At 46.5% G+C, this 22,421-nt stretch carries 17 protein-coding genes and 1 other annotated feature; of the genes, 13 read left to right on the forward strand and 4 right to left on the reverse strand.

Features of this window, described 5'->3' with window-relative positions; genetic code table 11:
• The first annotated feature begins 4 nt into the window (after positions 1 to 4).
• Positions 5 to 1,039 (forward strand): tRNA (adenosine(37)-N6)-threonylcarbamoyltransferase complex transferase subunit TsaD, encoded by a 1,035-nt coding sequence (gene tsaD / locus AB4114_RS10055; RefSeq protein WP_312886307.1) that lies wholly within the window; start codon positions 5 to 7, stop codon positions 1,037 to 1,039.
• A gap of 379 nt (positions 1,040 to 1,418) precedes the next feature.
• Positions 1,419 to 1,670: a binding site (T-box leader), on the forward strand.
• A gap of 637 nt (positions 1,671 to 2,307) precedes the next feature.
• Complete coding sequence (locus tag AB4114_RS10060) at positions 2,308 to 3,885, forward strand: 2-isopropylmalate synthase (protein ID WP_441988336.1); 1,578 nt, start codon at positions 2,308 to 2,310, stop codon at positions 3,883 to 3,885.
• Between the two features lie 544 nt (positions 3,886 to 4,429).
• On the opposite strand, the gene AB4114_RS10065 is transcribed toward AB4114_RS10060, so the two are convergent.
• Positions 4,430 to 6,385, reverse strand: coding sequence for an ABC-F family ATP-binding cassette domain-containing protein (locus tag AB4114_RS10065; RefSeq protein ID WP_441988337.1), 1,956 nt, complete (start codon positions 6,383 to 6,385; stop codon positions 4,430 to 4,432).
• Between the two features lie 239 nt (positions 6,386 to 6,624).
• Here AB4114_RS10065 and AB4114_RS10070 point away from each other — a divergent pair, with 239 nt between their 5' ends.
• From AB4114_RS10070 to groL, 8 genes are all read left to right on the forward strand, one after another.
• Positions 6,625 to 7,257, forward strand: coding sequence for a 5-formyltetrahydrofolate cyclo-ligase (locus tag AB4114_RS10070; RefSeq protein WP_441988338.1), 633 nt, complete (start codon positions 6,625 to 6,627; stop codon positions 7,255 to 7,257).
• 16 nt (positions 7,258 to 7,273) lie between these two features.
• Complete coding sequence (moaC, locus tag AB4114_RS10075; RefSeq protein WP_441988339.1) at positions 7,274 to 7,768, forward strand: cyclic pyranopterin monophosphate synthase MoaC; 495 nt, start codon at positions 7,274 to 7,276, stop codon at positions 7,766 to 7,768.
• 107 nt (positions 7,769 to 7,875) lie between these two features.
• Entirely contained in the window at positions 7,876 to 8,367 is a 492-nt protein-coding gene (locus tag AB4114_RS10080; RefSeq protein WP_056608535.1) for a MogA/MoaB family molybdenum cofactor biosynthesis protein, read from the forward strand.
• Positions 8,368 to 8,442: 75 nt separating this feature from the next.
• On the forward strand, positions 8,443 to 9,468 hold the full coding sequence (locus AB4114_RS10085; protein WP_441988340.1) for a molybdopterin-binding protein: 1,026 nt from the start codon (positions 8,443 to 8,445) through the stop codon (positions 9,466 to 9,468).
• A 40-nt stretch (positions 9,469 to 9,508) separates the two neighbouring features.
• On the forward strand, positions 9,509 to 10,057 hold the full coding sequence (locus AB4114_RS10090; RefSeq protein WP_171632518.1) for a twin-arginine translocase TatA/TatE family subunit: 549 nt from the start codon (positions 9,509 to 9,511) through the stop codon (positions 10,055 to 10,057).
• Positions 10,058 to 10,145: 88 nt separating this feature from the next.
• The gene (tatC, locus tag AB4114_RS10095; RefSeq protein ID WP_441988420.1) at positions 10,146 to 10,886 is read left to right on the forward strand and encodes a twin-arginine translocase subunit TatC; all 741 of its coding nucleotides are present in this window, start codon (positions 10,146 to 10,148) and stop codon (positions 10,884 to 10,886) included.
• Between the two features lie 243 nt (positions 10,887 to 11,129).
• Positions 11,130 to 11,411 carry a co-chaperone GroES gene (groES, locus tag AB4114_RS10100; RefSeq protein WP_028553854.1) on the forward strand — a complete coding sequence of 94 codons (282 nt, stop codon included), beginning with the start codon at positions 11,130 to 11,132 and terminating at the stop codon, positions 11,409 to 11,411.
• 75 nt (positions 11,412 to 11,486) lie between these two features.
• Entirely contained in the window at positions 11,487 to 13,115 is a 1,629-nt protein-coding gene (groL, locus tag AB4114_RS10105; RefSeq protein ID WP_028553855.1) for a chaperonin GroEL, read from the forward strand.
• A gap of 159 nt (positions 13,116 to 13,274) precedes the next feature.
• On the opposite strand, the gene AB4114_RS10110 is transcribed toward groL, so the two are convergent.
• Positions 13,275 to 13,553, reverse strand: a complete 279-nt coding sequence (locus AB4114_RS10110; RefSeq protein WP_441988341.1) for a hypothetical protein — start codon at positions 13,551 to 13,553, stop codon at positions 13,275 to 13,277.
• A 17-nt stretch (positions 13,554 to 13,570) separates the two neighbouring features.
• Complete coding sequence (locus tag AB4114_RS10115; RefSeq protein WP_441988342.1) at positions 13,571 to 13,894, reverse strand: hypothetical protein; 324 nt, start codon at positions 13,892 to 13,894, stop codon at positions 13,571 to 13,573.
• Between the two features lie 287 nt (positions 13,895 to 14,181).
• Here AB4114_RS10115 and AB4114_RS10120 point away from each other — a divergent pair, with 287 nt between their 5' ends.
• From AB4114_RS10120 to AB4114_RS10130, 3 genes are all read left to right on the forward strand, one after another.
• On the forward strand, positions 14,182 to 14,424 hold the full coding sequence (locus AB4114_RS10120; protein ID WP_082595183.1) for a hypothetical protein: 243 nt from the start codon (positions 14,182 to 14,184) through the stop codon (positions 14,422 to 14,424).
• A 117-nt stretch (positions 14,425 to 14,541) separates the two neighbouring features.
• Positions 14,542 to 16,116: an SWIM zinc finger family protein gene (locus tag AB4114_RS10125; protein ID WP_441988343.1), complete on the forward strand. Its 1,575-nt coding sequence runs from the start codon at positions 14,542 to 14,544 to the stop codon at positions 16,114 to 16,116.
• Entirely contained in the window at positions 16,113 to 19,247 is a 3,135-nt protein-coding gene (locus AB4114_RS10130; protein WP_441988344.1) for a DEAD/DEAH box helicase, read from the forward strand. Before AB4114_RS10125 ends, AB4114_RS10130 begins: the two co-directional genes overlap by 4 nt.
• Positions 19,248 to 19,602: 355 nt before the next feature.
• Here the strand turns inward: AB4114_RS10130 and AB4114_RS10135 are convergent, their stop codons facing one another.
• Positions 19,603 to 22,059: an O-antigen ligase family protein gene (locus tag AB4114_RS10135; protein WP_441988345.1), complete on the reverse strand. Its 2,457-nt coding sequence runs from the start codon at positions 22,057 to 22,059 to the stop codon at positions 19,603 to 19,605.
• Positions 22,060 to 22,421: the final 362 nt, after the last annotated feature.

Below are 22,421 nucleotides of genomic sequence, written 5' to 3' on the forward strand. Positions count from 1 at the left end.
TAGTGTGAGTAGTGAACAAGAGGTAACAAAATCAGTTTATATTCTCGCCATTGAAACGAGTTGCGATGAGACTTCCGTGGCCATTGTTGAAAATGGGAAAATCATTCGCTCGAATGTGATTTCCAGCCAGATCGAAACGCACCAACGCTATGGCGGCGTTGTGCCGGAGGTGGCTTCCCGGAAGCATGTGGAGTCAATCACATGGATGCTGGAGGAAGCTGTTACAGAAGCGGGCGTCTCGCTCCATGAGCTCTCCGCCATTGCCGTAACCGAAGGCCCCGGATTGATCGGGGCCCTGCTCGTTGGCGTCGTCGCGGGCAAAGCGCTCGCTTGCGCCTTAGACCTCCCGCTGATTGGTGTTCACCATATCGCGGGACATATCTACGCCAACCAGCTCGTGCATGAGCTGGTGTATCCTTCGATTTCGCTCGTCGTGTCCGGCGGACACACCGAGCTCATTCTGCTCGAAGGCCCCGGCCAGTTCCGTATCATCGGGCGCACGCGCGATGATGCGGCCGGCGAAGCCTACGATAAAATTGCCCGGGCAATGGGATTGCCTTACCCGGGCGGCCCCCACGTGGATCGGCTTGCTCAGGAAGCCGATTCCGAGATCAAAATGCCTCGCTCCTGGCTCGAGGCAGATTCCTACGACTTCAGCTTTAGCGGATTGAAATCCGCGGTGCTGAATGTCGTCAACCAGAGCAAGATGCGCGGCGAAACCGTTCAGGTCGCGCAGATTGCCAAGGGCTTCCAAGCATCCGTCATCGACGTGCTTGTGGAGAAGGCAAGTCGCGCCGTGAAGGAATACGGCGCGAAACAGCTTTTGCTCGCGGGCGGAGTCGCCGCGAACAAGGGGCTGCGCAGCAGGCTCGCCGAGCGATGCGAGCAGCTGGGTGTGCCGCTGCTGGTGCCGCCGCACCGGCTCTGCACGGACAATGCGGCGATGATTGGCGCCGCCGCTTTCTTGAAGTGGGACAAGCAGGAGTTCGACTCCATGGAGTTGAAAGCCGAGCCTCAGCTCAAACTGGAAGAGTGGTAAATTAGTCGTACAGTCTCCTCCCTTTTGATTACTTCTGTGAGGGCGGGCGAAGGACTTCTTGATGTGATTAGTTAGAAAAAAACGAACTAAATTAAATCTAGTAGACCCCGATGATGGTGTAGTTCGATTTCGCCGAACTATTAAGCCGATTTTCGGGGTAACTGCTGTTTTAGGGCATTTTAAGTTGGTGAATTCCAACTAATGCCGTTAATCTCCTCCAACGGTCGTAAATAAGCAGGGAAAATCGAACTAATTCGACTTCTGCTCAAATACCTTACTTGCTTCCGGAGCATTTCTATCAGGTGATCGAATAAAAATAATTTTCTGATAAGTGTATTGACTTTGGAAAAAGTGCATATTATAATCACAATCAATACTTTCAAACGCAACGAACGGGAATAGTAAGGCAAGATTAGTTTCGCTCAGAGAGCTGTGCATGTGGTGAAAGCACAGACGAAACGTCACCTGAACTCGCCCGGGAGCGGTAGGACTGATTAGGATGCCAAGGATCCAGCACCCAAGTAGGTCTTGACGGTTGACCCCCGTGATCAGGTACATGAGTGGTTTCGAGTGTAACAGCTCGGATCAATTAGAGTGGTACCGCGGAAGGTTCAAGCCTGTCGTCTCTTTTATAGAGATGGCAGGCTTTTTTGGTTGTTCTGAAACAAATGTAAACTAGGCAAACACATATAATAACGCGATGAACAAGAGTAGTAAGGGCACCATGTCTCTGGTACAGAAAGCTGCGGGTTGATGCGACGCAGACCGAGAACGCCCCGAACTCGCTTGGAAGCGGTCATCTTGATCGGCTGGCAACAGCTGTTAGGGATGGACGGATGACCTCCGTGATCGGGTGATGTAGCGAGCAGTTTGCTGGCTATATCTGAGGTGGGCTCCTTAACGGAGTCAACAAGAGTGGTACCGCGCTGGGTGAAGACCCGTCGTCTCTTATGTGGAGATGACGGGTCTTTTTGTCGTCTGTTGGAAAGTGTGCTGCAGCCGCTTTTTACACAGATTCGCAAGTCACTTCCCACCTATCTCACGCTGTAACAGTGAAATTCGCGCTTACAGCACAGAAAATCTATCACATCCGACCAATTCCAGGCTGTAACGCTGAAAAACACGCTTACAGCATCAAGTAACTCGCCAATTGCCCGAATTCACCGCTGTAATAGTGAAATTCACGCTTCCAGCATCATAGTCGCTCAATATCTGATCCCCACGCAAAATAAACATCGCCTTCGGGCATACCTTAGGAGGAATTAACCATGGAAAACAACACAAATACGAATCGACGCATTCGCATTTTTGATACAACACTTCGCGATGGTGAGCAAGCGCCGGGCGCATCCCTCTACCCAGAGGAGAAAATTCGCATCGCGAGACAGCTTGCTCTTATGGGCATCGACACCATTGAGCCGGGCTTCCCGATCTCAAGTCCTGGCGATTTCCAAGCCGTGCAGCAGATTTCACGCGAGCTGCAAGGTGTTGAGATCTGCGGCTTCGCTCGCGCTGTGAAAGCCGACATTGATGCAGCGGTCAAAGCTACGCAGGACGCAGCATCCAGACGTATTCACATGTTTCTGTCCTCGTCGGACATCCACCTCGATTTCCAGCTGCGCAAATCGCGTCAGCAGGTGGTGGAGATGGCTCGCACGATGGTCGGCTATGCGAAGCAATTCGTCGATCGGATCGAGTTTTCGCCGATGGATGCGACGCGCACGGGAGATGAGTTCCTTTTTGAAGTGCTGGAAGCTGTCATCGCGGAAGGTGCAACGATACTTAACATCCCTGACACAGTCGGCTATGCTCTTCCTGAAGAGTACGGTGCGATGTTCCGCAGAGTGCGCCAAAGTGTGAGAGGCGGCGATACAGTCGAGTATAGCGCCCACTGCCATAATGATCTGGGCCTTGCAGTTGCCAACAGCCTTGCGGCTATTGCGGCAGGTGTCACGCATGTGGAGGTAACGGTGAACGGTGTCGGCGAGCGTGCTGGTAACTGTTCACTTGAGGAGCTAGTCATGGCGATTGAGACGCGGAAGCATTCGATGGGCGTGGAAACGGGCATCGTGACGAGTGAGATTTTTAACACATCCAAAATGGTCAGCCGCATCATGGGCTTCCCGATTGCGTACAACAAACCGATTGTCGGCCGGAATGCTTTCCAGCACGAGGCGGGCATCCATCAAGATGGACTTCTGAAGAACCGCAATACGTACGAAATTATGGATCCAGAAAAGCTGGGTATCCCACGCTCCATGATTATCCTTGGCAAGCACTCTGGCCGCCATGCACTGAAGCATCGAGTTGGCCAGTTTGGCATTGAGCTTACAGGCGAAGAACTGGATACACTTTATACGCGTTTCAAAGAAAAAGCTGATGAGCAGAAAATGGTCACTGACGACCAACTGATGGAGCTTGTAGGCAGCACGGTTGATGGGCAAATGGAGCCATTTACACTGTCTCATATGCAGGTTATATCAAGCAGTGATCGCAATCGTGTTGCTTCCGTTTCGGTCAGAAATAATCAGACGGGCACAGAGAGTGTCTACTCCGGCACAGGGGAAGGCCCGATCGAAGCTATCGTACACTGTCTGCAACAAGCGATCCCGATGGAGGTAGAGTTCTCGGACCTTGAGCTGCACTCGTTGTCCACAGGCGAGAAAGCGACTGGTGAAGCTGAGGTCACGATCTCCGTTGGCGGTCAAACTTACAAGAACACAGGGATCGACCAAGATGTCCTTGTTGCGGTAGCCAAGGCGTTCATATCGGCCTGCAATCAAGCCATTCGGATGCAAAATAGCGTGACGTCCGATGGAGCGGAGACGGTCATTACAGCTTCGTAATCGACAGATTCTGACCGTGTTACCTAAATTGTAAGAAAACTTAGATATATACACACCTTGTGAGCAAGGTTATGCACACCCCCTGTGTACAATGTGTATAACTTGAAGAAAACCCGAGATATCAGCCTTTTTAGAGTACGTGTAAGAGGGATAACTTTTTCATAAAAAAGTGTGGGTAATGTGGATAACTTTGTGGAAAAATAGTGAAAAGACTGATGGGGGGCGGAAAATGCCTCCCTTTTTCTGTGGATAACGTTGTGTATAACAAAATAAGGTTCCAGAAAGAACCGTTTAAATTATCGGAACAATTCGTCATTATTTTTTTGTGTATAAGAGGGTTCTAGGAAGTGAGGATGAAAGCTTTCGGAGTAGATTTTCAGGAAATTTCAAGACAAAGTAGTGGATATCTGCTGTTCCTGTGGGTAACTTTGAACATTTTGTGAACTTGTCAACAGGACGGCAATATAAACCTCCCCGCACAGATCCAGTCGAACAAAAAAAGTCCACGTCACCGGACGTGACCCGGACGTGAACCCCTTCTATTTTAAGCCAATAAAACTTCCCATTCCTCATAACAAGCTGTCAGTGAACTCTTACGCTTATCGACCTCAGCCGTTTTCTCCTGGACAAGCATATAGTCGTTATACACAGCAGGATCAGCAAGCTCAGCTTCCAGAGCTGTCACTTCTTCTTCTAGTCGAGCAATATCCAGTTCTAGCTGTTCTAGTTTCCGCTGACGACTGCGCTCCTCACGCTTAGCCAACTTGTCCGCCTCGTAACTGCCACCACTAGCAGGCTCTGCTTTCACAGCAGCAACGGAAGATGCACTTCCGGCAGATTTCTTCTCCGCCTCTTTGGCGAGACGCGTCGCTTCCATTTCAGCAAGCTCCGCTTTTTTCTCTACATAGTCGTCATAGTTGCCGAGATAGCTCGTTAAGCCATCCTTTTGCAGATCGAGCATGCTCTCCGCCATTTTATTAAGGAAATACCGATCATGGGAGATGAATAACAAGGTGCCCTCGTAATCCATCAAAGCGGACTCCAACACTTCTTTACTATATAAATCAAGATGGTTGGTAGGCTCATCGAGAATCAATACATTGGCCTTCTGAAGCATGAGCTTAGCGAGGGAGACACGGGCTTTTTCCCCTCCACTTAATGCAGCAATCTTCTTGAATACGTCCTCGCCGCTGAAAAGAAAGCTGCCAAGCACCGTGCGAATACGTGCTTCTTCCAAATGGGGATACGTGTTCCACACTTCCTCCAACACGTTGTTGGACGGATTCAAACCTTTCTGCTCTTGATCGTAATAGCCGATCGTGACACCAGCACCCCATTTGAACGTACCAGCGTCTTGTTTGTGGGCACCGATTAAGGTTTTGAGCAGGGTGGATTTCCCGACCCCGTTAGGTCCAATAAGCGCAGCGGTTTCGGAACGGCGAAGCTGGAACGAGACACCGTCGAGAAGACGATTTCGGCCATCATACGAAAGTGAAAGACGGTCTACTTGCAGGACTTCTTTCCCAGAGGTTTGCTCGATTTCGAAAGAGAAGGAGGCACGTTTCAAATCGCCCATCGGCTTATCCAAACGGTCCATTTTCTCCAACTGCTTACGACGTGACTGCGCTCTTTTGGTTGTTGAAGCACGCACAATGTTGCGCTGCACGAAATCCTCTAATTTCGAGATTTCTTCCTGCTGCTTTTCAAACTGTTTCAATTCAATTTCATAGTTCGCTTCTTTAATCTCGATAAAACGGGAATAATTGCCCGTATACCGTTTGGATGCATGGCGTTCAATTTCATAAATCGACGTTACCAACGCATCAAGGAAATAACGGTCATGGGATACGACGAGAATAGCGCCAGGATAGCCGCGCAGATAGCCTTCGAGCCACGTCAATGTGGCGATGTCCAAATGGTTGGTAGGCTCATCGAGCATGAGCAGATCGGGTTCTTCCAGCAGCATTTTAGCTAGAGCCAATCTTGTCTTCTGCCCTCCGCTGAGGGTGTTGACTAGGGTCTCTGGTGCGAACTGTCCGAAGCCCATCCCATGCAAAATGCCGCGAATCTTGGCCTCAATTTCATAGCCGCCATGCTCACGAAACCATTCGGAGCGCAGCGCATACCGATTCATGGTGGTTTCATACTTTTTCTCATCGGAGATGAGGTCAGGGTCAGCCATCAAGGCTTCCAGTTCTCGCAGCTCGCGCTCTGTTTCTAATAAGGAACTGAATACGCTAAGCAGTTCATTCCAAATGGATTTGTCAGTGTTAAGTCCGCTGTTTTGCTTTAAATAGCCGATCTTGGTTTCCTTTGCTTTGAAAAGATCACCGCTATCATAGGACATTTCACCCGCGATGATTTGAAGAAGGGTAGATTTCCCGGCACCATTGACTCCGACGAGTCCGATGCGTTCCCGATTTTCAATTTGAAGCGTTATATTAGAGAGTACGGAGCGTACCCCATAGCTTTTGGATATGTTAGAAACTTGTAATAGCATGTTGCTGCTACCTCCTGCGTTTTAGATACATATTAATGTAAGAACCTAGTTAAGTTGACCTTTAGTCGCTGTTTCAATCCCATCAAATCATTAGTATACACGAAGAATGAGGGCAACGCCTGCTTAATTTAGACAGGAAATATAGGCCATTCGGCGGGGTCTCTGGTACGAGTATAGTTTTTTACTTTATTTATGTTAAAATGGGGGAAACCACTCCTCGCTAGGAAGGGCTGTAGCTTATGATGAACATCCGAGAGCGGAAAATAGAATTACGCAAGGAAATGGAAATACGACGTGCTTCGATTGTCGCCGAGATCCGGGATGAGAAGCAACAACTAATCAACCAAAGAATGGTGAAGCTATGTTCGGATAAGCTGTTTGAACAGGGACAAATACCGTCCAATTCTCAGCCTACGCTGATGAGCTATATGCCATTTCGTTCTGAACCCGACGTTGCGCCATTAATGGAATGGTGCTGGCAGCAGGGAATTCGTGTGCTGATACCGAAAGTAGTGGCAGATACGAAAACGATGAACTTGCACATCATAAGCCGTTATGAGGACCTCGAAAGTGGTGCTTATGGGATTAGAGAGCCGCGGAGTGATGTTCCCGTTGAACATGATTTGGGCACGATCTCCATGATCGTGGTACCAGGTTTAGCCTTTGATCTGGATTTCGGTCGGCTAGGTTATGGCGGTGGCTTCTATGATCGCTTTATGCAGTTATTCGCTGCGCGCGGTTTGAAAAGGCCTTTTGCTGTTGCAGCTGCTTTCGATAATCAATTGATTCCTGCTGTTCCTTCTTCTTGGCATGATTTCCGAGTGGATGGCATCGTAACCGAAAGTAAGATGGTGTTCAAAACAGAAACCTAATATAGAGGTGATTGCAGTGCCCGATTCTTCACCATTGACGCATTTTAATGAGCAGGGACGAGCGCGCATGGTCGACATATCGGATAAAGATGAGACGAAGCGCACGGCCACAGCTCGCTCTACCTTATTAATGAAGTCAGACACGCTTGATTTAATCCTTCAGGGTAAAATGAAAAAAGGCGACGTCCTCGCCGTGGCTCAAGTGGCTGGCATCATGGCCGCCAAGAAAACGTCAGACTGGATACCGATGTGCCATCCTATCGCTTTAACTGGGGTCGATATTCAGTTTTCGAATAATGGCATCAATGAACTATACATAGAAGCAACTGTACGTACAACAGGTCCTACAGGGGTAGAAATGGAAGCCCTGACGGCTGTTTCTGCCGCGGCATTAACCGTGTATGACATGTGCAAAGCTGTAGAGAAAGATATGATAATTAACTCGACCCTGCTTGTTATGAAAACAGGCGGTAAAAACGGGGATTTTCACAGGCAAGACAACAAAGCGTGATGGGAGTAAGATCCAGCGCCAACATACCGTTAATCGGGTTAGGTTCTGCCTATCACGCAGGTTAGTGGGTTGATCTCATTCAGTGAACAAGGGAGAGGTGACGAAGGATGCACTGGAAAGTTGCGATTTTGACAGCCAGTGACCGCGGTTACCGAGGAGAACGAGAAGACACTAGCGCTCAGGTAATCCGCGAGCTGATTGAAGAGGAGATTCAAGGCGAGATCATCGAGTATCGGGTGGTTCCGGACGAGATGGACGAAATTATGGCTTCCTTAATAGAAATGACAGATTATTATCAAGCAGATTTAATTTTAACAACGGGTGGAACTGGTTTGGCTCCGCGAGATGTTACACCGGAAGCAACGCTCAATGTGATTGATCGTGTTGCACCTGGCTTTGCCGAAGCGATGCGCATGATCTCGATGCAAAAAACGAAGAAAGCGATGCTCTCACGAGCCGTCTCTGGCATTCGCGGACGCACGCTGATCATTAATTTGCCAGGCAGTCCGAAGGGTGTTCAAGAGAATCTGATGGCGATCATTGATCAACTTCCTCATGCGCTTGGTATTCTAACAGGCAAAGAAGGCGATCACGGGTGAATGGGAAAATGAACCGTGTAAGCTGCCGCATGATGAAGTGCGGAGTATTAGGAACAAGTCAGAAGGTGACTCGTGATGAGTAAAGATACTTCCATGCTGCGCGAGGTCAAAGTGGAAGATGCGATCGGCATGATTCTTCCGCATGATCTCACGCAGATCTTGCCAGGCGAGTTCAAAGGCCGTCTGTTCCGCAAAGGTCATCAAGTGACGGAAGCGGATATTCCTGCCCTGCTCAGCATCGGCAAGGAACATATCTATGTGATGGAGCTGCAGCCTGGCTATCTCCATGAGGATGAGGCTGCCATGCGCATGGCGCGGGCCATTGCGGGAACAGATAAGTGCTCGGATCTCAGACTTACTGATCCGCATGAGGGCAAAGTGAACGTGAAGTCGGAGATTCACGGCTTGGTGAAGATCGATAAAGCGTTCGTGGACAGCGTGAACGCGATCGATGAGGTCGTGATGTCGACGATTCGCAGCAACACGGTCGTTCAGGGCGGCGCTTCGCTGGTCGGTACGCGGGTGATCCCGCTGATCGTCGACGAAGCGAAGGTTGCAGAGGTCGAGCGGCTAGCCGCGGCTCGACGTGAGGAGGGCTTCACTTTGCTCGAGGTGAAGCCGTTTCGGAAGCTGCGCGTCGGCGTAATTACGACGGGCAGCGAGGTCTTCAAGGGCCGAATTCAGGATAAATTCGGCCCGGTTGTGAAAGAGAAGGTCGCGCAGCTCGGCTCCGTGGTTGTGGACCAACGCTTCGTGTCGGACGACAGCGAAGCGATTGTGGGTGAGATCCACGCGCTGCAGGCGCTAGGCGTGGATCTGGTGCTGGTCACGGGCGGCATGTCCGTGGACCCGGATGATCGCACGCCGGGTGCGATCAAGGCGGCGGGCGCCCGCGTGGTCAGCTACGGCACGCCGATGCTGCCGGGCTCGATGCTGATGATCGCCTATCTAGGCGATCTGCCGATCATGGGCCTGCCGGGTTGTGTGATGCACGACCCGTACACGTCTTTTGATGTGCTGCTACCGCGCATCTGCGCAGGCGAAGAAATCGTGCATAGTGACATCACGGAGATGGGCTACGGCGGATTTTATCAATGTTAGAAGAGTATTCATAACGCAACACATAATGGAGATGAAGTCCATGTTTCAAAATATTGGTTTCACCGAGCTTTTATTGATCGCCGTCGTCGCGCTTGTCATATTCGGACCGCAGAAGCTGCCGGAGATCGGCAGAATGCTTGGTAAGACGTTAAGAGATTTCAAGCAAGCGACGAATGAACTCATGAGTGACGAGCCCAAAGCGCCATTAGCATCCAAAACACCAGTTGTACCTGACCCGGTCACACCTGTGGAGGTTGCTAGCGTGGTTGCAATCGATAAAGAGGCAATAGATTCTATTGAGCCATTACCTCAAGGGTCGATAAAGGCGCAAATTATGGCAGAACCAGCAGCCTCGTCTGAGGTGAAACCTGCGGTGACTTTCGTAACGAAAAAGTCCTCTGAGGTTGTTCATGTTATCGGTACGCCAGCTGAAGCTGCAGAGGCCATATCCTTGCCAATTTCGTCATCATCAGTTTCACAAGCAGACAGCGATGTGTTGTCCTCCGCTCCTGCACAAGCCTCGGCCCCTACCCCGGCGCCAGCGCAGCAGTCAGGCAATACAGGCAATTCCCGGCGATTACCGGATTAGTTTTTTTGTCACGCAGATTAAGAAGTGGTTCAGCCTGCAGGCTGTATGCACTAGATTAGGTAGGTGAAATCGGTTGAAGAATGAAGAAATGTCTCTTGTAGAGCACCTTGGCGAGCTTCGCAAGCGAATCATGTGGATATTAGTTGTTCTCGTTATTGGTATGGTGGGTGGGCTCGTAGCTGCTAAACCTATCATTCGGTATCTCAAAAGTATCCCGCCAGCAGATGGCATCGGTTGGAACGTGTTCTCCCCTTGGGATGCCTTGCGTTTGTATATGAATTTTGGGTTAGCTGTCGGTCTTCTTATCACATTACCCGTGATCCTGTACCACATATGGGCTTTCGTTAAGCCGGGCTTGCGGGAGACGGAACAGAAGGCTTCGCTCCTCTACGTACCTTACGCATTTTTACTCTTTTTGTTGGGATTATCCTTTGGATATTGGGTTGTCTTTCCGATGGCGTTTTATTTTACTTCGTCAATTAGTAAGAGTTTAGAAATAACGGAGATGTATGGTGCTGCGCAGTATTTTACCTTCATGTTTAACATCGTTCTTCCGCTTGCGTGTGTGTTTGAGATGCCTATCGTGGTGATGTTTCTCACAAAGATTAAGCTGCTGAACCCGAAGCGCCTGCATAAGTTTAGAAGGTATGCTTACATGCTGATGGTCATTCTTGCGACCGTTATTACGCCGMCAGATGCGATTTCAGCGATTTTAGTTGCGGTGCCGCTCATTATTCTATATGAATTCAGTGTCTTCATGTCGGGCTTCATTTATCGCAAACAGCTTGCGAAAGATGCCGCCTGGGAACTGGAGTTTGGTCCTAAATGAAGAAGTGCATGAACATAGTCTGCCTACATGGTGGGCTATTTTTTTTCATTCATAGAGGGAATATTTGGTTATCATTTGGGTAGAATGAGGGGGGTGTCCTAAAGAATGAAAAATGTGTAAAAGGACTTGCAAATTACTCCCAGAATGAGTATCATAAGAGGTGTTGTTAGCACTAAACACATTCGAGTGCTAATAACTAAGAAATATACCCAAGACCAATTTTCTAAAGGAGGCTATTTTTCCATGATCAGACCGTTAGGTGATCGAGTTATCATTGAAGCCGTTGCGAAAGAGGAGACTACAGCAAGTGGCATCGTGCTGCCAGATACAGCTAAAGAAAAACCACAAGAAGGTAAAGTTGTAGCCGTTGGCGCTGGCGCGTTGAAAGATGGCGTACGTGTTCCGCTTGAAGTAAGCGAAGGCGACCGCATCATTTTCTCCAAATACGCTGGAACTGAAGTGAAATACGAAGGCCGCGAACTGTTGATCTTGCGCGAAAGCGACATCCTCGCTGTATTAGCCTAAGTTAGAGCAGCATATAGATCGGCTTTACGTTAATAACAATTTATCTAGGTTTTTAATTAGAGGAGGTTTCCTATCGTGGCAAAAGAAATTAAGTTCAGTGAAGACGCACGCCGCGCGATGCTTCGCGGGGTAGATGCTTTGGCGAATGCCGTTAAAGTAACACTTGGTCCAAAAGGCCGTAACGTAGTTCTTGAGAAAAAATTTGGCAGCCCATTGATCACTAACGATGGTGTTACAATTGCGAAAGAAATCGAGCTTGAAGATGCTTTCGAAAACATGGGAGCTCAACTTGTTAAAGAAGTTGCTACCAAAACAAACGATGTTGCCGGTGACGGTACAACAACTGCAACGGTGCTTGCGCAAGCGATGATCCGTGAAGGTCTGAAAAACGTTACTGCAGGCGCTAACCCAATGGTTATCCGCAAAGGTATCGAGAAAGCTGTTAAAGCGGCTGTAGAAGAGCTACAAGCTATCGCGAAGCCAATCGAAGGCAAACAATCTATCGCACAAGTAGCGGCAATCTCTGCTGCTGACGAAGAAGTAGGCGAATTGATCGCTGAAGCTATGGAAAAAGTTGGTAAAGACGGTGTTATCACAGTTGAAGAATCCAAAGGCTTCTTGACGGAGCTTGAGGTTGTAGAAGGTATGCAATTCGACCGTGGGTACACATCCCCATACATGATCACTGATACGGATAAAATGGAAGCAGTTCTAGACAATCCGTACATCTTGATCACAGACAAAAAAATCTCGAACATCCAAGAAATCTTGCCTGTTCTTGAAAAAGTGGTTCAATCCGGTAAACAACTTCTGATCATCGCTGAAGATGTTGAAGGCGAAGCGCAAGCTACGCTTGTCGTTAACAGACTTCGTGGTACATTCACTTGCGTAGCTGTTAAAGCTCCAGGTTTCGGTGACCGTCGTAAAGCGATGCTGGGTGATATCGCTGCTCTAACAGGTGGCCAAGTGATTACAGAAGAGCTTGGATTGGATCTGAAATCCACAACTCCTGACCAATTGGGTAGCGCTCGTCAAATCCGTGTTACCAAAGAAAACACAATCATCGTTGATGGTGCTGGTAACCCACAAGATATCAAGGCTCGCGTTACACAAATTCGTTCCCAACTGGAAGAAACAACTTCCGACTTCGATAAAGAAAAGCTTCAAGAGCGTCTGGCTAAACTTTCTGGCGGCGTAGCTGTTATCAAAGTTGGCGCAGCGACTGAAACTGAATTGAAAGAGCGCAAACTTCGCATCGAAGATGCTTTGAACGCGACTCGTGCAGCAGTTGAAGAAGGTATCGTTTCTGGTGGTGGTACTGCCCTAGTTAACGTTTACAACGCAGTAGCGAAAGTAGTAGCAACTGGTGATGAGCAAACGGGTGTTAACATCATCCTTCGTTCCCTTGAAGAGCCAGTTCGCACAATCGCAGCTAACGCTGGTCAAGAAGGCTCCGTTATCGTTGAGCGCTTGAAAAACGAAAAAGTAGGCATCGGCTACAATGCAGCAACTGGACAATGGGTAAACATGTTCGAAGCTGGTATCGTTGACCCTGCGAAAGTAACACGTTCCGCACTTCAAAACGCAGCATCTGTTGCAGCTATGTTCTTGACAACAGAAGCGGTTATCGCTGATAAACCAGAAGCAAACAAACCAGGTATGCCTGATATGGGCGGTATGGGTGGAATGGGCGGCATGATGTAGGGAGCTCGTCAGAGCTTCTGCGCATGCAGAGAGAAAGACTCCTTCGGGGGTCTTTTTTTGTTTGCTTAAATGACGATTTAAAGATATATATTCGGAGAATTAGAACATATGTTCTAATTCTATGGAAATAAAAAGCCCATTGGGGCTGCGAAGTTGGAGTTATCTGTTTTTTAACTTGTCGATTTCAATAGCGTGATCAACGAGTTGTTTATCGATGACATTAAAATGATGGGCGAATGTATGATGTTCTGTCACTAAATGTCTTTGAACTGCTTCTAGTTGCTTGACATCTTCTCGCGTTTCTAGGACTGCTTGTCTAATTAGAGGTATGTCAGATACAAAAGCTTCAATTGAATTTAATCGCTCATTCATTTGCTTTTGTTCGGTTTTCATTTCTTTTATTTCTTCCAGTATTTGTATTAATAATTGCTCGTTCATGAAGGTATCATCCTTTCCTAATGTTTTTGTTTCAATAAGTACAAGTCTTCCTCGGTTTTGGAGATCTTATCTCTTTGAAAGTCTAAGCGGTCATTGGTTGTGTGAATTGCTTCAAGGAGACGGTCATCAGATTCAATATTTTCGAGATGATGTGAGTCTAAAGTTAGCTGAATACGATCAAGTTTTGTTTCCACGTTTTCTAGTCTGGCGTCCATGGATTCTAGCTTTGTTTCCACGCTTTCAAGTCTAGTGTCCATAGATTCTAGTCTCGTGTCGACGCCCTTTAGTCTTGTGTCCATGGTTTCAAGTTGCAACATTATTTTATGCAGTAATTCTTCCATATCCATCACCTCTTTTTAAGTTCGCTTTAGCTTCCTGTCTAGTGTGTGACAAGCTCCTGTTCATAATTATACAGCGTAATTCCCATACTGTGAACGATAACATAAATTCACTTTTGTTTACTCCTAAGTAATCGCTACACAGCCTGGCTCTTTTCTATTTGCTTGGACACCATGCCTGCTTGGCCCACGCGCATCTGCCCAATTATGGGAAAGATAGGCATTGGTACACTCTCTGGACTAGGGTTAGGCGTATACTATCTCATACTAACAGAGGAGTTGACGCATTCATGGCTTTACAACCAAATCAAGGAAACCAATTTCAGTGTCCACCTGCTGACCCGATAATGACAGATCCAGAAAGAGTAGTTAGAGATTTCTATCACCCACAAAAGGTTCAAGTCATTCATCCAATCCAAATTGTAAATCGCCATCACTGCGTACCGGTTTATGAGCACGTGTATACATGTACCGAAACCGATGAGTATTGCGGAACTCACCCACATCCACATCAAGGTATGCTCAGGAAGTAACAGATAAGCACTTCTCGCTAAGAATCATTCGATGATTCTGGCGGGGGGTGTTTTTTTGTTAGGGGAGTTAATTATATAATAAGGGAAGGATGTTGACTGGTAACGGGGGATAGGCACATGCAAGAGTTAGAAATTGATTGGTCGTTTTGGATAGAACGGATACGTCCTAAATTCGATAAAGTGATCATCGCGAGAGGTTGGGCTTATTTCAATGAAGGTGTTGTAAGGGATATTCAAGTTGAAGGTACCTCGATTATGAAAGCTAGAGTGGACGGAACCAATAGGTACAAGGTTACCTTGGATCTCAAGAGCTTCACAAAGAGTGGCTGCACGTGTCCCTACGGTTATTATTGTAAGCATATGGCTGCGGTGCTGTTTGAAGTGGCGAAGCAAGCGGGATATGATCCGGAGGAATTTCGGTTTGGTAAAATGAAGATGGCGCAGGTAGATCAGAAAATTCCACAGAAATCTAAGTCTACAACTAGGCTGCCAGATTCGACGGATAGCTGTGAGAAATGGCTGACTTATTTTCATAAACAATATGGCAATGCCAAGATTTATAATGCATTTAGTCTTGAGGAAGTTTGTATGCGAGCGTGGCGTGAGCTCAATAAGCTTGCTGATACGTGGGAGCCGACCATTCGAGGTGTGTATGATATTCAAGTTGCGCTGTATGTTATTCAGTTATGCGATACGATGGCGGGATCAAAAGCGATCACATATGATTTTTATCAAAATACGAACTATTATGTCAAACGTGTCTTGAAGCATGCCCGTGAGCAGTTGGAAGCGATTCTTCACGTGCTAGATGTTAACAAGGCATTTAAGCAGTACGGTGGATATATGAAGGATTTATCGGCTTATTTAGCTGACATTTGCGAGAATGGATCAGGCTTGTATCTGTATGATTGGGTCGATTTGTATAAGCTGTTATGGTCACAGTTATTTCAGGATAAGGACATGGTAGCGTTAGAAACAACGAGGCTCAGACAGCTGCATGCAGATTCGGAAGCGAGCCAACAAGCGCATAAAGTCGCTACTCTCGGTTCTATTCATTTGGATATTAGCCAAGGTGAAGATGAAAATGCCTGGGAACGAGCAGAAAATGGGATGTTTGATATTGAGCCGGATTATTGGTTCGATTATTTGAATGGATTTGTTTTTGAGAGTCAGTGGGATCGTTTGTTGGCTTGGTTGCGGTGGTTAAAACCGAAAATGGCGTGGAACGAGCGAGTATATGCGGATGAATTTTTGCATTACTGGCGTTTGGCAGCGGAACAGCGAGAAGTTGAGAATGAGCAGCGGGACGTCATGATTTCGCTTTTGCCTGCAAGCTACGATCACTATGCGAAATTCCTACTGTCAAAAGGTGAGTACCAGGAATGGGCAGATCTCTGTCTCCTTTTGGATCTATCTACGGTTCACATCGATGCAGCACAGCTCAAACTCGTCGAGAAAGCGAATGTTCGATACCTTCTGCCGATTTATCATCATGCGATTGAAGCATTTATTCAGGGGAAAAATCGTCCCGATTATATACAAGCTATAAAGCTGTTGAAGAAATTAGCGGCTGCTTATAAAAAGCTGAAGCTAACCCCTCGTTTTGAAGCGTACTTGGAGCAAATCGTGAAACAATACGCTCGGTATCGCGCCTTCACTGAGGAATTGCGGAAAGGGAATTTGATACCATGATGACTTTGGCACCAATTCATATGAGAATTCAAAGGCTTCCTTCGGGGAGTTTTGCCCTGTATGGAGAAACAGAGCAAGCGAACGCGGTTCCTGGATATATGCTGCGCAAGCTGCTTTTTGCCTGGCATGAGCGCTCATTCTATGGGACTGGGCTGGAAGTGACTCGGATTCCTTATGGGGATGCGATTGTGCTGTCTCCTGTTATGGCTTTAGATTATTTACGTGCACCAGGGGTGCTCTTACATAGCAGTTTAACATGGGAAGAGGGATTTACGGAGCTGCAAAAAGGTGCGCGCTTCCTTAGTGAGGCAATCGATGCTGGCTGGTATTTGCCGTCCTATGAGCTTTGGCGCGAAGGGAAAAATGGCTGGAAGTTTAAGGTGCCGGTGGGACAGGTTGAGAGGTTTAGAGAGCTGTGCGACGGGGCTTGCCCGGAAAGCTCTTGGCAGAGATGGTTTAGCCGAATCGTTGAAGAGCTGCTAGAGACTGATGCGGATTTCGAGCTAACTCCGGTGTGGAATGGATTAGTTCAAGCGAATAGGCTGCTGCAAGTTAATGCCCGAGGGTTTGAGGCTTTGCTGTTGGAATCGTCTTGGATGCAGGAAGAGGACTGGCTCCTTGCAATTGGTTGGACTCATGACGATGATGCGCCATATCGTATTTGTGTGCAGCTCGTTGAACCMTATGCTGAGACGTATATCGACGGCACGACAACCGCTAAGGATAACGCAGCAGATTGGCGCTTGCGATTCATTGCACAGGATCGTAAGGATGCGAACCGATTCGTTGAGTTTAGTTCCACAGGCAATGTGCTAGTTGGTGAGATACCGCTTGCTTGGCAATCAGATATTGCTGATAGTCTTCAGGAACAAACGAAACGTATTTTGCGGATGCTGCCAGAGCTAGAGAGTGCCTATCAACCAGGTAAAATCATCGAGCAATTATCAGATGAAGCAGCGTGGACGTTCCTAACCGAATCGAGTCTACAGCTTGTGGCGGCGGGAATTTCCGTCTTTTTACCATCATGGTGGGAAGAGATTCAGAAGATGGGTCGTCCTCAGCTGAAGGTGAAGATCAAAAGCTCCGTGGGTTCTACGCGTAAAGCCATGTTTGGCATGGATCAAATCGTGCAGTTTGATTGGCGTGTGGCGCTAGGCGGCGTAGACTTGTCTGAGGAAGAGTTTGGGCAGTTGGCGTTGGAAAAAAAGCGCTTGATCTACATCCGAGGTAAATGGGTACAACTGGATCCAGCGCATTTGGAACAAATTCGCAATGCTATGAAGCAGGTTGAGAGGAAGAAGGGGCTGTCCTTCCGGGATGTGTTGGAAATGCATCTGTCAGAAGATGAGGAAGGTCGCGCGGTGGAGGGTGATGAGAGGGCTAAATCCTTGGAGGTCAAGGTAGAACTCAATAGTCATATGCGTGGCTTGATGAAACAGTTGAGCCAGACCAAGTCTATTCCACATGTGGGGAACATTGAGGGCTTGTGTGCTGAACTTAGGCCATATCAGGTGCAAGGGGTGTCGTGGCTCCTTTTCCTACGTAATATGGGGCTAGGTGGCTGTCTGGCGGATGATATGGGGCTAGGGAAGACCATTCAGTTTATTGCTTATTTGTTGAAGGTGAGGGAGCAGGGGAAGACAGAGGTAAGATCGACGGTAGATTCAAGATCAAAGTCAAAGTCAGATTTCGGATCAAAATCAATGTCAGATTCCAGACCAAAACCCTCCTTGCTCATATGTCCGACCTCTGTGCTTGGCAATTGGCAGAAGGAGCTTGCGCGATTTGCGCCGACGCTTCAGGTTCAACTTCATTATGGTGCGCAGCGGGCAAAAGGGGAAGCATTCGAAGCATCGCTTGGTGATGCTGATCTGGTGATAACGTCCTATACTCTCGCACAGTTGGATGAAGAGGAACTGTCGAGCGTTACATGGGATACGCTTTGCTTGGATGAGGCACAAAATATCAAGAATGTGTATACGAAGCAATCGCAGGCCATTCGTAAGCTAGAAGCGGGTCAGCGTGTTGCGTTGACTGGCACGCCGATAGAGAATCGATTGACCGAGTTGTGGTCGATTTTTGACTTTGTGAACCCGGGATATCTGGGGACGTTGACTCATTTTAATAGACAATATGTAGGTCCAATCGAGAAAAATGGGGATGGAGCGAAGGAATTAACGGGGCGCGTACAGCGTTTGATAAGGCCGTTCCTGCTGAGACGCCTGAAGAAGGATCCAGCGATTCAGCTTGATTTGCCGGATAAGTACGAAGGAAAGGCGTATGTGCGTCTCACCACAGAGCAAGGGGCGCTGTATGAGAATGTCGTGCAGAGCTTGATGGAGAAGATTGAGGAATCCAGTGGCATAGAGAAGAAAGGACTCATTCTTACTTCGCTAATGAAGTTGAAGCAGATTTGTGATCATCCGGGTTTGTTTTTGAAGGAGATTGGCGGAGCGGGCGTGAGAGCAGGCGCAAGAGCAGGCGCAAGAGCAGGCGTGAAAGCAGGCACAAGAGCAGTTGCGAAAGCAAAAGAGGGGCGCGGCGCACTCGTCGCCGCGGCTGATGTGAGAACACGCTCAGCGAAGCTGGAGCGGTTGGTTGAAATGATAGACGAACTCAGGAGCGAAGGAGGCAGCTGCCTCATCTTCACCCAGTTCGTCGAGATGGGGCACCTGCTGCAGGCAACGCTTGCGCAGGCGCTGGGAGAGGCCGTGCAGTTCTTGCACGGGGGTGTGTCTAAGGCGAAGCGCGACGCGATGATCGCGCGCTTCCAGGACGCGACGCTCCCCGCGGAGGAGCGTTGCCACATCTTCATCCTTTCGCTGAAAGCAGGAGGAACGGGGTTGAACCTGACAGCGGCCAATCATGTGTTCCACTATGACCGCTGGTGGAATCCGGCCGTGGAGAATCAGGCCACGGATCGCGCTTTCCGCATCGGGCAAACACGCAACGTGCAGGTGCACAAGTTTGTTACGCTCGGCACGCTCGAAGAGCGAATTGACGAGATGATCGAGCGTAAGCAGGGCCTCAGTGACCAAATCGTCGGCACCGGCGAGAACTGGGTCACGGAGATGTCGACAAGCGAGCTGCGCGAGCTTTTTGTCTTAAGGCGTGAGTGGATTGAGAAGTAGAAGGAGCGGCTGCAGTAAGGTAAAGCACAATTTGATGATTCTTGATAAGATATATGTAACCCACGAAGGTGTATAAACAAAGCTGCTGGTGCAGATGATTATTAAAGGAATCCCTAATTATTAAATAGTTAAAAATAGAAAATTATTTAGAGAAGGAAGAATCACAAGAGGTTCATTACGCAGTGATACTAGACTGCATTATGTAAGACTCTCAGAGAGTAGAATACAAAGAAGCCATCCACTGGAAATCTCTAGCGAGAATCAGTAGATGGCTTTACTTTATTGAATATGAATACTATGATTTCGTTCAAACTCTTGTTTTTCTTACCGTCACATTATGGGTTTATTCATAGATCTAAGGTGCGGAAGTTGACATATTAACAATGGTTTCAATCTGCTGCTTTTCATTCGGATCTTTAGCAATTAACTTGTCATAAAGTGCTTGGTCATTAGTATTCTGCTTTTGCAAAATCGCAAGATACAAACGTGCAACAGCACGATTCGTTGGGATGTCAAACTGGTCATTGACATAAGGCTTCAGGATAGTCATAGCTCCCAAGCCATCACCTTTATATAATTTTATTTGGCTGACTCCAAGGGCAATCTTGTTGGTTACGTTGAAAGCACGCCCTTGAACTTGTTCTTTAGGCAAAGTCTCCAAATATTTCATTTTGGTAAGAATTATATTATAGATTTCCAAAGCACGATCCCAGTTCTGGTCCACAGCTTGGGAATTTTTGTTGCTTTTCTCTATGAGGCCAGCTTGGACTTTTAACGAAATGCTATCTTCATATATTGTAATATCCCATGGGAAATTAGAAATCATTGAATCGGCTAATCCTGCAGCCTGAGAATATTGCCCTTTAAGTTGATAGGCGTTAAGCTGCTGGGAAATCATCTGGCGGTTATATGGCTCAGAATCGATAAGTCCAGCTAACAAATGCAAAGCTTCGTTATAAAACTGCTCATCCCTATTTTGAGAATACACCTGTAGATCAAGTCCAACCTTTTGAAGAGCATAGTTGGGGTGATTGGGATGAAGTTTGATGGCATCATTCAGTGGCTTAATAATCTCGTTATAGTTAGTGCTTTTTTGACTTACAGCTATCGTTTCTTTGAAAGAGCTATTAGCACTGAGCATTCTGGTAGATGTAGAGAGCATAACGATAGAAATGACAAGCAGTAGAGAGGGGTAAATTTTATTTATTAGTGGCTTATCTAAATTCCATTTAAAGGGGGCATCCCCAATATTAGATGTCATAGCTCCTAAGCTAAGGAACACTAAAATCCCTAAATAAACATAGCTAAGGTCGAAATCGATGATACTATGTATAAATAACGAAATGGTTATGATGAAAAATAAAAAATGAGAATCTTTTGGTTCTGCTGAATTCTTGAAATAAGATCGAATATATAAATAGAAAATACTACCCAAGAATAGTAAGAATACTATAATTCCTAATGCTCCAACCTCAACTAGATATTGAAGGAAGAAATTATGTGCTTGTCGACTAACATAAGGATTGTTTTGATATTTCTCATATAGAGAAGACCATGCTCCACCACCCGCGCCTAATATAGGATGATCCTTAAATACTTTCATGGCATCTCTATAAAAGGTTCCGCGCTCTAATACGCTGTTTTGTGCGAAGTTGATGTTCTCAAGACGATTTTTTAGATTTTCAGGAAGTAGCTTAGTGGCACCAACATTACTGAAAATAAGAAAGGCAGCCAATGCCCCTAAGACTATTGTAAGTATTGGTACTATATTATTTGTCAATTTACGACTTTTGATTCGTTCAACCTTTTTCTCTATAATAGGTGCTATGAATTTCTGTATGAGTAAAGCAACAATGGTATAAACTGCTGAAACACTAAGTAGAAGTAACCAATTATTACTTGATTCGGAACCAGAAAACTGTTTGTTAAGGGCAATCCCTGCAGCCATAAGTTTCTGTAAAATAGTAAATGAAGCAATAAAAGCGATCCCCATATGAAGAAGAAACAAAATTTGTCTATTAAGCTTCATAAAGAATAAAAGAATGAGAAGAACTACAGGAATAACGACAATGGCACCGCGGGATAAAGTAAAGAAAAAAGAGAGAATGATTGGAACCAACATGAATGAATTGATGGATACAATGGACCAACGATTTGATTTAGAAACAAAGAACAGGGCTCCAAACAAAAGTGCTATTAAATAAGCTGCGTATGAGTTGGCATACTGAAAAACAGAAGTAAGGCGAATTCCAGCATAGTCAGGTAAAACTGCATCTCTGTATACGCCGTCCGTTAACTCTGAGAAGCTTGAAACAAGGCTTCCAGCTAATCTACCATTGCCAAACCAATTCATCAAGCCAAAAAGAACGATGAAATACCCAGACCCCATTAAAGCAATTGTAAGGATTGAATTGCCTAGTTTATTTTTAGCTAAGTAGGTACCGATTAAAAAGAAAGTAATGTAAATAGTCTGTATATAGAACATAGTAGTAGCAGAATATTGAGAGGCCGCAGGAATGAGAGAGATGAGATAAGTAAGTGGAAGGAATAATACTAAAATACTAAGGGCATCTTTATTCGACTTCCATTTCCAATTAAAGAAGAAATAAATCGAGATTAAAAACATAATAGCTGAGGACCAGATCAAAGAAGTATATATTGGGCGCTCAAACTCATAATTATTCCCATTAAACAATGCTTTCTGGAACGGAGCCCAGACCATGAATATAATTACAAAACTCATTAGCAACCAGTAAATAACAGATTTTCTTTCTGCCATTATTTCAGTTATAACCTTTTCTTTTTTATACATTTTGCGATCTCCTTCTTTCCTCAAATTACGACATTATCTTATCACATGTAAAGATCATTGCCAATTGAGAACCCGGGCACTGGACGTAAGGATATAAGATTATATTACGCAGTTTCGTAAAGATAATAGACAAGATTGCGATTTAAACAGCATCACTCTTTTCTTAAACCACTAGTCATGCTGTGTTTAGTTTTATTTTTTTCTAAGTTGTATCTTTTTGAAGACTAGCTTATTAATGCAAGGCTAGTATTTTATAGGATAGTAGTGTTAGAATGGTCTTGGACTAAATAAAGATTACTTAAAGTGAAACGTGAAAGTAGTTCGGATCCCTTGAAGATCAATGTCGTTAACAAACTAGATAA

Source organism: Paenibacillus sp. 2RAB27 (assembly GCF_052115445.1).
In the GTDB taxonomy this organism is placed as follows: domain Bacteria; phylum Bacillota; class Bacilli; order Paenibacillales; family NBRC-103111; genus Paenibacillus_E.

What these genes read in the sequence shown, in the direction of transcription:
- AB4114_RS10070 (WP_441988338.1), top strand. Translation starts at nt 6,625, where the DNA reads ATGATGAACATCCGAGAGCGGAAAATAGAATTACGCAAGGAAATGGAA.
- AB4114_RS10135 (WP_441988345.1), bottom strand. Translation starts at nt 22,059, where the DNA reads ATGTATAAAAAAGAAAAGGTTATAACTGAAATAATGGCAGAAAGAAAA.
- AB4114_RS10125 (WP_441988343.1), top strand. Translation starts at nt 14,542, where the DNA reads ATGCAAGAGTTAGAAATTGATTGGTCGTTTTGGATAGAACGGATACGT.
- AB4114_RS10085 (WP_441988340.1), top strand. Translation starts at nt 8,443, where the DNA reads ATGAGTAAAGATACTTCCATGCTGCGCGAGGTCAAAGTGGAAGATGCG.
- AB4114_RS10065 (WP_441988337.1), bottom strand. Translation starts at nt 6,385, where the DNA reads ATGCTATTACAAGTTTCTAACATATCCAAAAGCTATGGGGTACGCTCC.
- AB4114_RS10115 (WP_441988342.1), bottom strand. Translation starts at nt 13,894, where the DNA reads ATGGAAGAATTACTGCATAAAATAATGTTGCAACTTGAAACCATGGAC.
- AB4114_RS10080 (WP_056608535.1), top strand. Translation starts at nt 7,876, where the DNA reads ATGCACTGGAAAGTTGCGATTTTGACAGCCAGTGACCGCGGTTACCGA.
- groES (WP_028553854.1), top strand. Translation starts at nt 11,130, where the DNA reads ATGATCAGACCGTTAGGTGATCGAGTTATCATTGAAGCCGTTGCGAAA.
- AB4114_RS10110 (WP_441988341.1), bottom strand. Translation starts at nt 13,553, where the DNA reads ATGAACGAGCAATTATTAATACAAATACTGGAAGAAATAAAAGAAATG.
- AB4114_RS10120 (WP_082595183.1), top strand. Translation starts at nt 14,182, where the DNA reads ATGGCTTTACAACCAAATCAAGGAAACCAATTTCAGTGTCCACCTGCT.
- AB4114_RS10060 (WP_441988336.1), top strand. Translation starts at nt 2,308, where the DNA reads ATGGAAAACAACACAAATACGAATCGACGCATTCGCATTTTTGATACA.
- AB4114_RS10090 (WP_171632518.1), top strand. Translation starts at nt 9,509, where the DNA reads ATGTTTCAAAATATTGGTTTCACCGAGCTTTTATTGATCGCCGTCGTC.